This window comes from Pacificispira sp. HM-600, from assembly GCF_977993705.1.
This window is the reverse complement of the sequence record NZ_OZ388079.1, coordinates 1,200,545-1,215,501: the sequence shown is the minus strand read 5'-3', so window position 1 is coordinate 1,215,501 and position 14,957 is coordinate 1,200,545. Positions and strand designations below refer to the sequence as shown.

Sequence of the window (14,957 nt, the reverse complement as noted above, 5' to 3'; positions counted from 1 at the left end):
TCGGAGCCGATCCGCAGGGGCGGACATATTCGCGAGATACGTCCGCTTGTGCGGAGGTAACATCGCGCTATGCGCAGCTACAAGATCGCCGAGGCAGCCCGGCTGCTCGGGGTGAGCGATGACACCCTGCGCCGCTGGGTCGAGCAGGACCTCCTCCCGACGACCGGCGCCACGCCCGCCGAGATCGCCGGAGACGCGCTCGCCGCACGCGCGGTCGAGCTCGCCCGCGCCGCCGACGACCCCACGGATGTCCTCTCGAGCGCCCGCAATCGGTTCGTCGGACTCGTGACGCGCGTGCAGATCGACGGACTCATGGCGCAGCTCGACATCCAGGCCGGACCGCATCGCGTCGTTTCGCTGCTCTCGGCCGAGGCGGTGCACGAGATGCAGCTCGAGGTGGGGTCCCTCGCCGTCGCGGTCGTCAAGGCCACGAACGTCATCGTTGAAGCGCCGCGCGAATGAGTGGGCGGGTGCGGGGAGCCGGTCGAGCTATCGCGATCGCTGCGGCCGCTGCTCTCGTGCTCGCCGGGTGCTCGGCATCACCCGGGACGGAGCCGGAGGCATCTGCTTCCAGAGAACTCTCGGGAAGCCTGTCGGTCTATGCCGCGGCATCACTTCGGACGGCGTTCGATCGGATCGCCGACGAATTCGAGGACGAGAACCCCGAAGTCGATATCCTTCCCCTCGTATACGACGGATCGAGCACTCTGGCCCGACAGATCGTCGAGGGAGCGCCCGCGGAGGTGTTCGCCGCAGCTGACGAGACGAACATGGCGAGCGTCGAAGACGCCGGACTGGTCGAGGGATCCGCCGAGCTGTTCGCGAGCAACAGGCTCGTGATCGTCGTTCCCGCGGGCAACCCGGGCGAAGTGACATCGCTCGACGATCTGGCGAACCCCGAGCTGTCGATCGTGCTGTGCGCCCCCGAGGTGCCATGCGGCGCGGCATCCGCGACCCTGCTGTCCAACGCGGGGGTGACGGAGCGGCCCGTCAGCGTGGAACAGAACGTCACGGTCGTACTGACCAAGGTCGCGACGGGCGAGGCGGACGCGGGGCTCGTCTACCGGACGGATGTCATCGGCCGCGATGACGTTGAGTCGATCGTGCCCGACGGGGCGACAGACGTCGTCAACAGGTATCCGATCGCCGCGCTCGCGGAAGCCGACAATCCCGCGGCAGCGGCCGCCTTCGTCGAATTCGTGCTCGGTGCCCGAGGGCAGAAGATCCTCGCCGACGCCGGCTTCGGTGTTGCGGGATCCCCTCAGTCGGGCTCGGGGACTCCGTGAGGCTCGCCCGGGGCACGGGAGGATTCGTCCCCCCGATCCTCGCTCTCCCCGCGGTTCTCGGCCTCGCGCTGCTGATCGTCCCCTTGGGTGCGCTCGTCGCCCGGGTCGAATGGTCGACCCTGTGGGACGACATCACCTCGCCCGTGGCCCTCGACGCACTCTGGCTATCGCTCCGCACCGGAGTCGTCGCGACCGTGATCTGCGTCATCCTCGGCGTTCCGCTCGCCCTCGTGATCGCCCGTTCGGGGCCGCGAGTCTCGGCACTCCTGCGCGTCATCGTCACCGTGCCGCTCGTGCTGCCCCCCATGGTGGGCGGCGTCGCCCTGCTCTTCCTGTTCGGTCGCACGGGTCCGCTGGGGCAGGCGCTGGAGAGCTGGGACATCCAGATCCCGTTCTCGACGACCGCGGTCATCCTCGCGCAGACCTTCGTCGCGCTGCCCTTCCTCGTGCTCGCCCTCGAGGGGTCTATGCGCACCGCGGGCGTCGAATTCGAGCGCACCGCCTCGACGCTCGGGGCGGGCCGATGGCGGATCCTCTGGCGCGTCACGCTGCCCCTCACCGCGCCCGGCCTGGTCGCCGGGGTGATCCTGGCCTTCGCTCGGGCGATCGGTGAGTTCGGGGCGACGGCCCTGTTCGCCGGCAACGCACCGGGAGTGACTCAGACGATGCCCCTCGCGATCTACACGGCCTTCAACGGCTCGGGGATCGGGCAGGGGACCGCGGTGGCGCTCTCGCTTCTCTTGCTCGTGACCGCGATCCTGGTGCTGCTGCTGGTGCGGGCCTGGCGTCCGACTCGCGGAACGACGGGGGTTGCGGAATGACCGGCGCGGCGCTCGCGGCCGACATCGTCGTGACGCGCAAGGGTTTCCGGGTCGAGGCGAAGATCGCGTGCGCGCCCGGCGAGGTCGTCGCGGTGATGGGCCCGAGCGGGGCCGGCAAGTCGACCCTGCTCGCGGCGATCGCGGGCCTGGCCCGGTTGAGTGACGGGAACATCCGAATCGGCGAGCGGGATGTCGCATCCGTCGCGCGGCCGCGTCCCCGTGCGCACCGTCACATCCCGGCGGCCCAGCGCGGCGCGGTGCTTCTGGGCCAGGACGCCCGCCTGTTCCCGCACCTGACGGCGCGCGAGAACATCGCGTTCGGTCCCCGTGCCCGCGGCACCGATCGCAAGGTGGCGCTCGGCGATGCGGATGACTGGCTGTGGCGCGTCGGGCTGCCCGGAATGGGCGACCGTCGGCCGGCTCAGCTGTCGGGCGGGCAACAGCAGCGCGTCGCGATCGCGCGTGCGCTCGCGACCTCACCCCAGGTACTGCTGCTCGACGAACCGCTCACCTCGCTCGATCCCGAGACCGCCGCCGATGTGCGTGCCATGCTGCACGATCAGCTCGCCGCGACCCACGCGACCGCGGTGGTCGTCACGCACGACGCCGTCGATGCGGCGGCCCTCGCGACGCGCCTGATCGTGGTCGAGGACGGGCGGGTCACCCAGGCCGGGGGAGTGCGTGACGTGCTGCGCGTACCCGCGACGCGCTTCGTCGCGACGGTGGCCGGAGTGAACCTGATCCACGGCACCGCCCACGAGGGGCGTTGGCGCGCACAGTCCGCTTCCCCCGAGGTGCTCATCGGGGCCGCGGATGACGCGTCGCTGGCCGCGGCCGCCCCGGAGGGAGCCGCGTTGGCCGCGGTCTTCCGGCCATCGGATGTGCACCTCGAACGCGCCGTTGAGTCCACCTGGACGGGCGCGCTGCGACTCGCGGCCGAAGAACAAGCGACGCCCGGCACGTGGCTCGCGCGGGTCGTACGTGTCGAACAGACACCCGTCGGCGCACGGGTGCACACGGCCGAGCCGGCGGTCGCAGCGGATGTCTCGGCCGACGACATCGTCGACGCGGGTTTCGCCCCGGGAGCCCCCGTGCGGGTGCGCGTCGAGCCCGCGGCCGTGCGGCTGTTCGCGCCCCCGGCGGGCACATGAGTGGGTCGGCCTACGCGATCCGCCCGTTCCGTGTCGGCGATGAGGCGCGGTTGGCCGAGATCTGTGTCCGGACCGGAGACGCGGGCACGGATGCGTCGGGCCGATACTCGTCGGATGCCCTGCTTCCCGACATCTTCGTGCTGCCCTATGTGGCGAGGCATCCCGACTTCGCCTTCGTCGTCGATGGCCCGAATGGGGTCGTGGGATATGTCGTCGCCGCACCCGATACGGATGCGTTTTATGAGTGGTTCCGGCACGTGTGGTGGCCTTCGCGCCGCGGCCGCTACGCCGATGCGACGGGCGCGCTCGACCCTCGAGATGCGCACTTCTTAGCCCACGCCGACGGCCTGCGGGCGGGCGCGGAGGAGCACGCGGCTCGTTACCCGGCGCACCTGCACATCGACCTGCTGCCCGAAGCCCAGGGCCGTGGGCTGGGGCGCTCGTTGATCCGGACGCTCGCCGAGAAGTTGCATGCGTCGGACGTTTCCGGGCTGTATCTCGTCGCGAGCGCCGCAAACGCCGGCGCTGTCGCGTTCTACCCGCGCGTGGGGTTCGAAGCCCTGCCTTCCGAGGAGGGCGTGCGGGCCTTCGGGATGGTTCTGTAGCCGTCAGGCGCTCGTCCGGTCAGGCGCCCCGAGGGCACGGCTCCAGCCGCACGACCCGGTCGACGAGTCCGTCGGGCACCGCGACGTGAGAGATCAACACAACCGACCGGTCGGCGGGTACCGCCTGCAGCAGGTCGGTGAGCAGGGCATCGGATGCCTCCGGGTCGACCCCCGCCGTCGGCTCGTCGAGCACCAGCACCGGGAACTCGCGCAGCAGCGCGCGGGCGAGTGCGATCCGCTGCGCCTGACCGCCCGACACCAGGGCGCCCCGTTCGCCGACGCGGGCGTCCAGTCCGCCGCGCCCGCGCAGCCAGGTGCCGAGGCCGACGCGTTCGAGAGATGCTTCGAGCTCAGCATCCGTCGCCGCCTCCCGCGCGAACAACAGGTTCTGGCGGATGGTCTCGTCGAAGAGCATGGGGCGCTGCTCGCAGAGGCCGATTGTCAGGCGCAGGTCGTCGCCCGCGATCTGGCCGACGGGCGTGCCGCCGATCTCGTACGATCCGCCGCAGTCGAGGAACCGGACGAGTACGTGCGCGAGCGTGGTCTTGCCCGCACCGCTCGACCCCACGACCAGCAGGCGCTCGCCGGGGGCGACATCCAGGTCGACCCCGCGCAGTGCCGGACCGTCGGCGTGCGGCCAGCGCGCCGAGACATCCCGCAGCTTCAGTCCCGAACCGAGTGCGGGCGCGACCCCGGTCGGGACGATGGTCTCGGCCACGAGGCCCGCGGGGAGGGCGTCGGGCAGTGCCTCGGCGATGCGGGTCGCGCTCGCGCGCACCTGACGCCAGGCCGCGGCGGCCAGCGGGACCGCGGTGAACACCTCGAACACCGCCATTGGCACCAACACGATCACCGCCAGCGCGGGCCCGTCGAGTGCTGCCGGTGCCGCCACCGCGATCGCGGCGATCGAGGCCGCCCCCGCCAGGAGTGTGATGAGCGCCGTCGTTCCGGACTGGGCGACCGAGCGACGGACGACCGCGCGACGGACGGCCGCGTCGGCGTCGCGGATACGTTCGCGGCTCGCTGACTCGGCTCCGTAGGCGACGAGAACATCGAGCGATCCGAAGTGATCGAGCAGCGCATCGGTCAGACGCGCGCGAAGAGGAGCGATGGATCGTTCGGCCCGGCCTCCGACGGCCCAGCCCCAGAGTGTCGCGACGAGGCCTGCCATCACCAGGCACAGCGCGAGCGTGAGCCCCGCGGGCGGGTAGACGATCGTGACGAGCACGATCGAGCCCAGGACGACGAGGGCGGATCCGGCGAGTGGTTCGACGACACGCAGGGGCAGGTTCTGCAGGTCGTCCACGTCGTCGACGAGGGCGCCCAGGACGGATCCGCGGCGCGTGCGGCCGATTCCGTCGGGGGCGAGGGGAATCAGACGGCGCACCAGGGCGCTGCGGGTCGCCGCGAGTTGCCGGAGCGCGGCATCGTGCCCGCTCAGTCTTTCCAGGTAGCGAAAAATCGCCCGGGTAAGCGCGAAGAGGCGCACGCCCACGACGGCGATCGAGAGGTAGAGGACGGGCGGCTGTTCACTGGCCCGGACGATCAGCCACGCGCTCACCGCGAGCAGCGCGACCGCCGAGGCCTCGGTGAGAAAACCGGATGCGAGGGAAGGCCAGAAGCGGCGCGCGGGCGGCATGGCGCCGTTCAGCACCGCGGCGGTCGTGGTTCCGAACGTCGTTGTGCCGAAGGCGGGGGTGGTAGCGGAATTCGTCACGAGGCCACCCCGGCGGGTTCGATTGCGACGACGGTGTCGGCTATGTCGCGCGCAGTGCGCCGATGCGAGACGAGCAGGACTGTTGCCCCGGCATCCGCAATCCCGCGCAGGCTCTGCCAGAGCGCGGACTCGGTCACGGCGTCGAGCGCAGAGCTCGGCTCGTCGAGCGCGATCACGGGCGCGCGTCCGCTCAGGTGACGGTAGAGGGCGCGGGCGACCGCGACGCGCTGGGCCTGCCCGCCCGAAAGCCCCGTGCCGCGCACGCCGAGGGCGAGGGATGCGTCGATCCCGTCCGCCTGCGCGAGCTCGAGCGCACGGTCGACACGGGTCGGGTCGGGCGTCGAATCTCCCAGGGCGACGTTGTCGGCAACGGTCCCGGCGATGAGGCCGGGCTGTTGTCCGGCCCACGCGAGCCAGGCCGAGGGAGAGATACCCCGCAGGTCGGCGTCGCCCAGTGTCGCGGCGCCCTCCCACTCGGCCGCACCGCGCAGGGCCGCGATCAGGCTCGTCTTGCCCGCCCCGCTCGGCCCCTCGATGAGCACGATCTGCCCGGGCGCTGCGGTGAACGTCACCGCGGGGAGCATCCGATCCCCACGTCGGACCCGCACGTCCCGCAGCGCGAAGGTGCCCGTTTCATCGCCGAGGGTGCCCGTTTCATCGCCGAGACGGCTCAAAACGGGCACCCTCGCGGCTGGAACGGGCACTCTCGCGGCGTCGAGGACGGCGAAGACGTCGTCGGTCGCCGCCACCCCCTCGGCCGCGGCGTGGAATTGCACGCCGACCTGCCGGAGCGGCAGATAGGCCTCGGGTGCGAGCAGCAGCACGAACAGCCCGATCGAGAGCGGCAGCGCCCCATCGACCAGGCGGAACCCGATCGACACGGCGATGATCGCGACCGAGATGCTCGCGAGAAACTCGAGGGCGAACCCCGACAGAAACGAAACGCGCAGCACGCGCATCGTCTCGACGCGATACCGCTCCGTCACGGATTCGATGGATGCCGCGGCCCGGTGTTGACGTCCGAAGACCTTCAGCGTGCCGAGCCCGTCGACGGTATCGGCGAAGCGCGCGGCGAGCTGCTGCAGCGTCGCCCACTGCCGCTTCTGCACGGCTCGGGTCGCGAGGCCGATGAGGATCATGAAGACCGGGATCAACGGGATCGTGAGCAGAACGGTCAGCCCGCTGATCCAGTCCTGCCACCACATCACCAAGATGATCAGCGGGGTCGCGATCGCGGTCTGCACGAGCTGTGGCAGGTACCGCCCGAAATAGGCCTCGAGTGCGTCGAGTCCGTGACCCGCGGTCAGGGCGAGCTGGGCGGAGTTGCGCCCGTCGAGCCATCCGGGTCCGAGGCTGCCGGCCGCCTCGAGAAGCCTCGCCCGCAGTTGGGACTGCACCCGTGCCGCCGCGCTCGCCGCCGTGCGCTCGCGCAGACCCACCAGCACCGCGCGCAGCGCCACGACTCCCGCGAGTACCGCGAGCGTGGCCCCGAGATCCGACGCCGGCATCCCCTCGATGACACCGACGATCGCCCGCGTGAGAAGCCAGGCGAACGCAACGATCACGGCCGTCTGCAACAGGGCGATCGTCGCGATGATCGCGAAGAACGCTCGGGACGCCGCGGCGTACTTCAGCAGTCGGGGGTCGACCGGTGGCGTCCGCGCATCCGAGACATCCTGATCCTGAGTCACAGCGTTTCGACGATACCGGTGCGCATTCGTCAGTGCGCGGCCGCGGCGCTCTCGATGTGCGCGCGCGAGACGCGCCGGCGGAACACCCAGTACGTCCAGCCCTGGTAAGCCAGCACGAGGGGCAGGAAGATCAGGGCTGCCCACGACATGATCGACAGGGTGTAATCGGTGCTGGACGCGTTCTCGATCGTGAGGCTGAATGCGGGATCGGTCGACGAGGGCATGACAAACGGGTACAGCGCGAACCAGAGTGTGCCGACGGCCGCGACGACGGTGGCAGCCGCGAAGCCGAACGCCCAGCCCTCGCGGTCGCGCAGGTTCGCGCCCACCGAGAGGATCAGGAACACGGCCGCCGCGATCGCCAACACCATGACCGGCACGGCCGGGTGTGCGATGACCGTCCACAGCAGGAACGCCGCCGCGACGACGATCGTGACGAACCCCGCGCGGGCCGCGAGCTTGCGGGCGTCGTCGTGCACCTGGCCGTCGGTCTTCAGCGCCACGAAGCTCACGCCATAGGTGAAGAAGAGCAACAGGGTCGTGACGCCGCCGAGAAGCGCGTAGGGATTCAGCAGGGTCAGAAGCGTCCCCGTGAACTCGAAGTCCTGATCGATCGGCACACCCTGCACGATGTTCGCAAACGCGACACCCCAGAGCAGCGCGGGCACGGCCGACCCGACGACGATCATCGTGTCGAAGCCCTTCTTCCAGCGCAGGCTGTCGCGCTGATGGCGGTATTCGAACGACACCCCGCGCAAGATCAACGCCAGCAGGATCAGCAGCAGGGCGAGGTAGAAGCCGCTGAAGAGGGTGGCGTACCACTCGGGGAACGCCGCGAACAGGGCGGCACCCGCGACGATCAACCACGTCTCGTTGAGGTCCCAGACGGGCCCGATCGTGTTGATGATCTGGCGACGGCCTACGTCGTCCTTGCCGAGGAAGGGCAGCGACATCCCGACACCGAAATCGAAGCCGTCGAGCACGAAGTACCCGATGAAGAAGAATCCGATGATCCAGAACCAGAGGTAGGCGAGGTCCATGGCGATGCTCCTAGTAGACCGTCGTCGTGAGTTGGTGGTGTGCGTCCGGATCCGGATCCGGATCGTTCGGGTCAGGGAGTGGATCCGGACCCTGCTGTGCGGCCTTGAGGATCAGGCCGAACTCGACAACGGCGAGCGAGGCGTAGATCGCGGTGAAGGCGATGAGGGATATCAACACCGTCCAGCCCGGGACGTTCGGCGAGACGCCGTCCTCGGTGAGCATCAGGCTGAAGACGATCCAGGGTTGGCGGCCCATCTCGGTGAACGCCCAGCCGACCAGGCTTCCGAGCAGAGGGAGGGGCGCCGACCAGATCGCGACCTTCCACATCCACTTCGCCACCGGGCGCTTTGCCTTCTTGCGCGTGACCCAGAGGCCCGCGACAGAGATGAGCGCGGCGACCCCACCGAGGCCGATCATCCACCGGAACGCCCAGTACGTCACCCAGATGATGGGCATGTAGCTGACACCCTCGCCGAACTGCGTCTCGTACTGCGCCTGCAGGTCGTTCAGGCCCTCGACGCATCCATCCAGCGTCTGTGTCGAGAGGAACGACAGCAGGTAGGGCACGCGCAGCGACCAGATCTCTTCCGACCCGTCCGGGGTACCGATCGAGAAGATCGAGAAGGATGCATCCGCACCGCACGCCGAGTTCCACAGCGCCTCGGCCGCCGCCATCTTCATCGGCTGGGTCGAGACCATCACCAGTCCGAGCTGATCGCCCGAGAGCGCGGTACCCGCGAACGCGACGATCATGAACCAGAGCCCGAACCGCAGCGATGAGCGCATCGTGACGAGGTGCTGGCCACGCGAGAGGTGCCATGCCGAGACCGCGATCACGACGGCCGCCGCGAACATCCAAGCGGCGAAGATCGTATGGGGGAAGGCCGCGAGGACGACCGGGTTCGTCAGCACGGCACCGAAGTCGATCAGCTCGGCGCGCCCGCCATCCGCTGCCATCTGGTACCCGACGGGGTTCTGCATGAAGGCGTTCGCGGCGAGGATGAAGTACGCCGAGAGCGTCGACCCGAGCACGACCATCCAGATGGATGCGAGATGCAGGGCGCGTGGCAATCGGTCCCACCCGAAGATCCACAGTCCGATGAACGTGGCCTCGAAGAAGAACGCCATGAGTCCCTCGAATGCGAGGGGCGCGCCGAAGACGTCACCGACGAAACGGGAATATGCCGACCAGTTCATCCCGAACTGGAACTCCTGCACGATGCCCGTCACGACGCCCATCGCGAAGTTGATCAGGAAGATCTTGCCGAACAGGCGTGTCAGATGCAGCCACTTCACATCGCCGTTCCGGTGCCACACGGTCTGGAAGATCGCGACGACGAGCGCGAGCCCCAGTGTGAGGGGCACGAAGAGGTAGTGATAGAGCGTCGTCAGGCCGAACTGCCAACGGGCGAGCAGCAGCGGGTCGAGGAAATCCATGGGCGACGCTCCTTTGGTGCGCGTCGGGCCTCATTGCACCGGTCAAACGAGCTCGGGCTCCGTCCGACGCGGTACCTCAAGTATGCCAGATAGCGGGATGCCCGGGGCGCCTCGCGAGCCGTGTGAAAAGAACGTGGCCCCGACCCCCCTCCGGGGACCCGCGGATAGGCTCGACCCATGCGTGTGTGCGGAGGACGAAGGGACGGCGGCCGATGACCGCGGTGCCCGTCACGATCGCCCGCCGCGTCGAGCGCCCGGCCGGGGCCGCCGGTGATCCGGTTTCGGCGGCCGGCGCATCCGGTCCCCTCGTCGACACCCACGGTCGGGTGCACCGCGACATGCGTATCTCGTTGACCGATCGCTGTTCGTTGCGCTGCACCTATTGCATGCCCGAGCAGGGAAACGAGTGGCTCGCGCGTACGAGCATTCTGACCCTGGACGAGATCGAACGGATTGCCCGGGTCGGCGCCGCGGCGGGCATCACGACCTTCCGTCTGACGGGCGGCGAACCGTTGCTCCGTGCCGACATCGTCGATGTCGTGCGGCGCCTCGCCGCGATCGAGGGCTCAGACGGGCCCGTGCAGATCGCGATGACGACCAACGGCATCCGGTTGCCGGAGTTCTTGCCCGCCCTGATCGATGCAGGGCTCCAGCGGCTGAACATCAGCATCGACACCATCCGCCGCGATCGCTTCCACGAGCTGACCCGCCGCGATCGCCTCGACGAGGTGCTCGAAGGTATCGCTGCCGCCCAGGCATCCGGCCTCCGTCCCCTCAAGCTCAACGCCGTCGCCATGCGCGGTGTGAACGACGATGAGATCGTCGAGCTGACCGAGTTCGCGATCGCCCACGACGCGCAGCTGCGCTTCATCGAGCAGATGCCCCTCGACGCTGGGCATACGTGGGACCGCACATCCATGGTCACGCGGGAAGAGATCCTCGACGCCCTCGCGACCCGCTGGACGCTCGTGCCGATCCCGGGCCGGGGTGGCGCGCCCGCAGAGCGCTGGGCGCTGGACGGCGGCCCCCACACGGTCGGGGTCATCGCGTCGGTGACCGCGCCGTTCTGCGGGGATTGCGACCGGCTGCGGTTGACGGCAGACGGGCAGATTCGCAACTGCCTGTTCTCGACCACCGAGTACGACCTGCTCCCCATCTTGCGCGCGGACGGGTCGAGCGACGTTGCCCTCGACGAGATGCTGCGCTCGAGCGTGCGGGGCAAGCTGCCCGGCCACGCCATCAATGACCCCTCCTTCCTCCAGCCGCTGCGCGGCATGAACGCGATCGGCGGTTGACAGCATGGGACGGATCACCACCCGTCGCCCGGTGACGAAGATCACCCTCGGGGGCGATCCCGTGCGTCGCTCCGACACGCTTGCGGTCGAAGAGCCGCTCGAGATTCGCGTCGGGGGCACGTCGCTCGCCGTCACGATGCGAACGCCCGGCCACGACGTCGAACTCGCGGCGGGCTTCCTCGTCTCGGAGGGCGTCATCTCGGCGGGGGAGCACTTCCGTGGGGCGATCCACTGCGGCGGCCCCGGGACGGGCGGGCCCCTCGCGGGCAATACCGAGAACACCTACAACGTTCTCGACGTCACCCTCGCCTCGGGCGTCGCGCCGCCCGACCCCGACTTGGCCCGCAACTTCTACACGACGAGCTCCTGCGGGCTCTGCGGTAAGGCGTCGATCGAGGCCGTCGAGACCGTGTCGGTGTACGACGTTGGCGCAGACGCTGCGGTCCTGTCGGCCGAGTTGCTCGCGACCTTCCCCGACAAGCTCCGCGCCCAGCAAGCCGTGTTCGACAAGACGGGCGGGCTGCATGCCGCGGCCCTGTTCGATGCCACGACCGGTGAGCTGGTCGTGTTGCGTGAGGATGTCGGACGCCACAACGCCGTCGACAAGGTCGTGGGCTGGGCCATCCTGAACGACCGTCTACCGCTCACCGGGCACGTCCTGATGGTGTCGGGGCGGGCGAGCTTCGAGCTCGTGCAGAAGGCCATCATGGCGGGGCTGCCGATCCTGTCGGCCGTGTCCGCACCCTCGTCATTGGCGGTCGAGCTCGCCGACGCATCGGGTCTGACCCTTGTCGGGTTCCTCCGCGGGTCGTCGATGAACGTCTACGCGCGAGCGGACCGCATTCGGGTTCCGGCGATGCAGGAACTCACGACCGCATGATCCGTTCTATCCCCTGACCGACGCGGTCGCGAGCTGCACGACACAGTGCGTCGGGTCGCACGACGGCCGCATGCCCTCGACCGACAGAGGGCCGCGCGCCTCGGCGAGAACGCCCTGCATGATTCCGAGGTGCACCGAGCACAGTGTGTCACGGTGGGCGGATTGCGCGGTCGCGTGCGGGCACGGTGTGAGGTCGATCGTGAGCTCACGCTCGTCGATCAGCGGGTCGAACCCGGACTCGCTGAGATGGTCGACGATCGCATCGAGCTGATGCGTGCTCTCGGTTCCGAGATCGCCCACGGATGCTCCGGTCCACGGCATGACGCGTCGCATGATGTCGCCGCGTTCCGCTGCCGCGCGCGCCTTGCGTCGGGCGACGGGACTGGATGCCTCGGCTGCGCCGGTCGCGGCGCTGTAGAGCACGCGTGGACGACCGCGCGTGGTGCGGTGCTCGGTCTCGCGCACGATGTGTCCGGCCTCGAGCAAGCGTTCGAGGTGCTCGCGGACGGTGTTGGGGTGCAGTTTCGTTGCGGCGGCGAGCCCCGCGACGGTCTGCCGGGGTGCCACCTGGATGAGGTGGAGGATCTCGACGCGGCTGAAGTTCGAGATAGCGCTGTACGACCCGCTCGGCGTGCCCATGACCCCATTATTCACGGCGTCGGCGCGCACAGCGGGCTCTGGCTCAGCGAGCGGGAATCAGCTCCGCGATCAGGGCTTCGACGCGGGCGCGGATGTCGTCGCGGATCGGGCGAACCGACTCGATCCCCTGGCCGGCCGGGTCGGCGAGCTCCCAGTCCTCGTAGCGTTTGCCGGGGAAGATCGGGCACGCGTCGCCGCAGCCCATCGTGATGACGACATCCGATTCGCGCACGGCCTCGACCGTCAGCACCTTCGGGGTGTTGTTCGCGATGTCGATGCCCTCTTCGGCCATGGCGTCGACGGCGACCGGGTTGATGCTGTCCTTCGGGGCGGAGCCGGCCGACAGGACCTCGATCGAGTCCCCGGCGAGAGCGCGCAGGTATCCGGCGGCCATCTGCGAGCGTCCCGCGTTGTGGACGCAGACGAACAGGACGGTGGGCTTGTCGGTCATCGGGACTCGCTTTCTCTGAATACCCAAAGCATAGACATAAATCTATTGAATGTGCGCGGGCTCGGCTGTCAGTCCTGGCCGTTGATGGCACTGCGGCGTTCGATCAGCACCGTGTCGCGCCGGAGGCCCGCGTGTGGCCCTCGCCCCGATCGCGCAATGCGCTCGCGACGACCGACCGTCCGAAATCCCGCGCGCCCGTGCAGTGCAAGGCTCGCCGTGTTTTCGGGGAAGATGCTGGACTGGATGCACCAGACTCCAGCGTCTTCGGCTGCGTCGATGAGCGCCGAGAGCAGCATCCGTCCGACGCCGCGTCCGCGCGCCTCCCGCGCGACATAGACGGAATGCTCGATCACCCCGCGGTAGGCGGCGCGGGTCGAGACGGCGGATGCGGCGGCCCAGCCGACGACCGCTCCGCCATCATCCGCGACCAGGCGCAGGTTCGGCAGGCGGGAGGAGTCGAAACTCGCCCGGCTCGGCACCTCGAGCTCGAAGGTCGCCTCGCCATCCTCGATGCCTTCGCCGTAGATCCGGGCGACCGCGTCCCAGTCCGAGGCGTGCATCGGCCGAACGGTCGTCATGTGCAGCAAGCTCCCCCGCCGATATCGGTCGAACAGACGCCGGTTGTCGGCAGCGTGAGTGCCACCTGCAGGGCGCTCTCGGTGTCGCCCGCGAGATGTGCCGCAACCGAGCGGACCTGCTCGTACCCGGTGGCGAGCAGGAACGTGGGCGCGCGCCCGTACGACTTCATGCCGACGATGAAGAAGTTCTGTTCGGGATGCGTCAGCTCGCGGAATCCGTGTGGCTCGACGGTGCCGCACGAGTGCACGTTCGGGTCGATCAGGGGCGCGAGGCGTCGTGGAGCTTCGACGATGTCGTCGAGCTCGAGGCGAAGCTCGCGCAGCATGCCGAGGTCGGGGCGGAAGCCGGTCGCGTTCACGACCTCGTCGGTGCGGTGGGCAACGCTCTCACCGCGACGCAGCCCGACGAGTTCGACCCCGTTCCCGCGCCAGTCGCTGCCCTCGACCTCAGCGCGACGCGCCCCCACGATCTCGAACCCGTCGACGAGGTCGATGGTGCCCGAACGAACCAGCTCCTCGACCCGCCCCCCGAGCTCCGCGCGACCGGCGAGCTCGTCATCCGGTGCCGTCGTGACCCGCGCGGCTCGCGTATTGCGGATCAGCCACGTAATGCGTGTGCCGGGGACCTCGGATGCGAGCTTCACCAGCGCGAGCAGCGTGTTCGCGGCGGAGTGTCCGGCGCCGACGACCGTCGTATGCCGACCCGCAAATCGTGCCCGATTCCGGCCGAGCACGTCGGGCAGCGCGGGCGAGACACGGTCTGCGACATCGCCGAGGCCGAGGGGGTCGAGGCCGTTCGACCCGAGGCTGTTGGGGGTGCGGTACGTGCCCGAGGCGTCGATGACAGCCCGGGCCGGGACATCCTCGACCGAACCGTCCGCATGCCGGACGCGCAGCGCGAACGGCGTGACGGCGCGTGCCCGGGTGCGGGTGCGGTCCATGCCCTCGCGGGTCACGGCCAGCACCTCGGTGCCGGTCCGGGTGCGGGACGCGATCGCGTCGAGCTGGGCGAGAGGACTCAGGTACCGAGAGACGAGCTCGGCACCGGTGGGGATGCGGGATGCGGCGGGCGCCTGCCATCGGGATGCCTCGAGCAGCCGCGCCGAGGCGGGATCGATGAGGTGCTCCCACGGCGAGAAGAGGCGGGTGTGCCCCCATGCCCGCACGCTCGCGCCGACCTCGTCACCGGCCTCGTAGATCACGAAGTCGATGCCGCGCTCGATCAGGTGCGCCGCCGCGGCGAGGCCGATGGGGCCCGCGCCGATGATGGCGACGGGCAGGGTGTCGAGGCGGCTCGCGCGGGATGTGCGCGGCATGAGATCGAGCAGGGTCATGGTTCCCCTTCGGTGCATCGATGGTGTTCGA

15 protein-coding genes are annotated in these 14,957 nt (G+C 69.5%); 7 read left to right on the top strand and 8 right to left on the bottom strand.

Annotated elements, in window-relative coordinates:
* Window positions 1–69: 69 nt before the first annotated feature.
* Genes ACXZ1E_RS05705 through ACXZ1E_RS05685 form a run of 5 tightly spaced genes read left to right on the top strand, consistent with a single transcriptional unit; the run spans window position 70 to window position 3,863 of the window.
* Entirely contained in the window at window positions 70–462 is a 393-nt protein-coding gene (locus ACXZ1E_RS05705) for a TOBE domain-containing protein (RefSeq protein WP_458042436.1), read from the top strand.
* Window positions 463–470: 8 nt separating this feature from the next.
* Window positions 471–1,286 (top strand): molybdate ABC transporter substrate-binding protein, encoded by an 816-nt coding sequence (modA, locus tag ACXZ1E_RS05700; RefSeq protein WP_458352063.1) that lies wholly within the window; start codon window positions 471–473, stop codon window positions 1,284–1,286.
* The gene (locus ACXZ1E_RS05695; RefSeq protein ID WP_458042434.1) at window positions 1,283–2,107 is read left to right on the top strand and encodes an ABC transporter permease; all 825 of its coding nucleotides are present in this window, start codon (window positions 1,283–1,285) and stop codon (window positions 2,105–2,107) included. The genes modA and ACXZ1E_RS05695 overlap by 4 nt, the downstream gene beginning before the upstream one ends.
* The gene (locus tag ACXZ1E_RS05690) at window positions 2,104–3,258 is read left to right on the top strand and encodes a sulfate/molybdate ABC transporter ATP-binding protein (RefSeq protein WP_458042433.1); all 1,155 of its coding nucleotides are present in this window, start codon (window positions 2,104–2,106) and stop codon (window positions 3,256–3,258) included. The genes ACXZ1E_RS05695 and ACXZ1E_RS05690 overlap by 4 nt, the downstream gene beginning before the upstream one ends.
* Window positions 3,255–3,863, top strand: coding sequence for a GNAT family N-acetyltransferase (locus ACXZ1E_RS05685; RefSeq protein WP_458042432.1), 609 nt, complete (start codon window positions 3,255–3,257; stop codon window positions 3,861–3,863). The genes ACXZ1E_RS05690 and ACXZ1E_RS05685 overlap by 4 nt, the downstream gene beginning before the upstream one ends.
* A 19-nt stretch (window positions 3,864–3,882) precedes the next feature.
* Here ACXZ1E_RS05685 and cydC read toward each other — a convergent pair whose 3' ends face one another.
* From cydC to ACXZ1E_RS05665, 4 genes are read right to left on the bottom strand one after another with little or no spacing between them, the layout of a single operon-like run.
* Window positions 3,883–5,580, bottom strand: a complete 1,698-nt coding sequence (cydC, locus tag ACXZ1E_RS05680; protein ID WP_458042431.1) for a thiol reductant ABC exporter subunit CydC — start codon at window positions 5,578–5,580, stop codon at window positions 3,883–3,885.
* Window positions 5,577–7,271: a thiol reductant ABC exporter subunit CydD gene (cydD, locus tag ACXZ1E_RS05675; RefSeq protein WP_458042430.1), complete on the bottom strand. Its 1,695-nt coding sequence runs from the start codon at window positions 7,269–7,271 to the stop codon at window positions 5,577–5,579. Before cydD ends, cydC begins: the two co-directional genes overlap by 4 nt.
* Window positions 7,272–7,300: 29 nt before the next feature.
* Entirely contained in the window at window positions 7,301–8,311 is a 1,011-nt protein-coding gene (gene cydB, locus ACXZ1E_RS05670) for a cytochrome d ubiquinol oxidase subunit II (protein WP_458042429.1), read from the bottom strand.
* Window positions 8,312–8,321: 10 nt separating this feature from the next.
* A complete protein-coding gene (locus ACXZ1E_RS05665; RefSeq protein WP_458042428.1) occupies window positions 8,322–9,749 on the bottom strand; it encodes a cytochrome ubiquinol oxidase subunit I in 1,428 nt (475 codons plus the stop codon).
* A 212-nt stretch (window positions 9,750–9,961) separates the two neighbouring features.
* On the opposite strand from ACXZ1E_RS05665, the gene moaA reads away from it, so the two are divergent.
* Window positions 9,962–11,044, top strand: a complete 1,083-nt coding sequence (gene moaA, locus ACXZ1E_RS05660) for a GTP 3',8-cyclase MoaA (protein ID WP_458042427.1) — start codon at window positions 9,962–9,964, stop codon at window positions 11,042–11,044.
* A 4-nt stretch (window positions 11,045–11,048) separates the two neighbouring features.
* Complete coding sequence (fdhD, locus tag ACXZ1E_RS05655) at window positions 11,049–11,924, top strand: formate dehydrogenase accessory sulfurtransferase FdhD (RefSeq protein ID WP_458042426.1); 876 nt, start codon at window positions 11,049–11,051, stop codon at window positions 11,922–11,924.
* A 6-nt stretch (window positions 11,925–11,930) separates the two neighbouring features.
* On the opposite strand, the gene ACXZ1E_RS05650 is transcribed toward fdhD, so the two are convergent.
* From ACXZ1E_RS05650 to ACXZ1E_RS05635, 4 genes are all read right to left on the bottom strand, one after another.
* Window positions 11,931–12,563, bottom strand: coding sequence for a helix-turn-helix transcriptional regulator (locus ACXZ1E_RS05650; RefSeq protein WP_458042425.1), 633 nt, complete (start codon window positions 12,561–12,563; stop codon window positions 11,931–11,933).
* Between the two features lie 43 nt (window positions 12,564–12,606).
* Window positions 12,607–13,014, bottom strand: coding sequence for an arsenate reductase ArsC (locus ACXZ1E_RS05645; protein ID WP_458042424.1), 408 nt, complete (start codon window positions 13,012–13,014; stop codon window positions 12,607–12,609).
* Between the two features lie 68 nt (window positions 13,015–13,082).
* Window positions 13,083–13,592: an N-acetyltransferase family protein gene (locus ACXZ1E_RS05640; protein WP_458042423.1), complete on the bottom strand. Its 510-nt coding sequence runs from the start codon at window positions 13,590–13,592 to the stop codon at window positions 13,083–13,085.
* Window positions 13,589–14,926, bottom strand: coding sequence for an FAD-dependent oxidoreductase (locus ACXZ1E_RS05635; protein WP_458042422.1), 1,338 nt, complete (start codon window positions 14,924–14,926; stop codon window positions 13,589–13,591). The genes ACXZ1E_RS05640 and ACXZ1E_RS05635 overlap by 4 nt, the downstream gene beginning before the upstream one ends.
* Window positions 14,927–14,957: the final 31 nt, after the last annotated feature.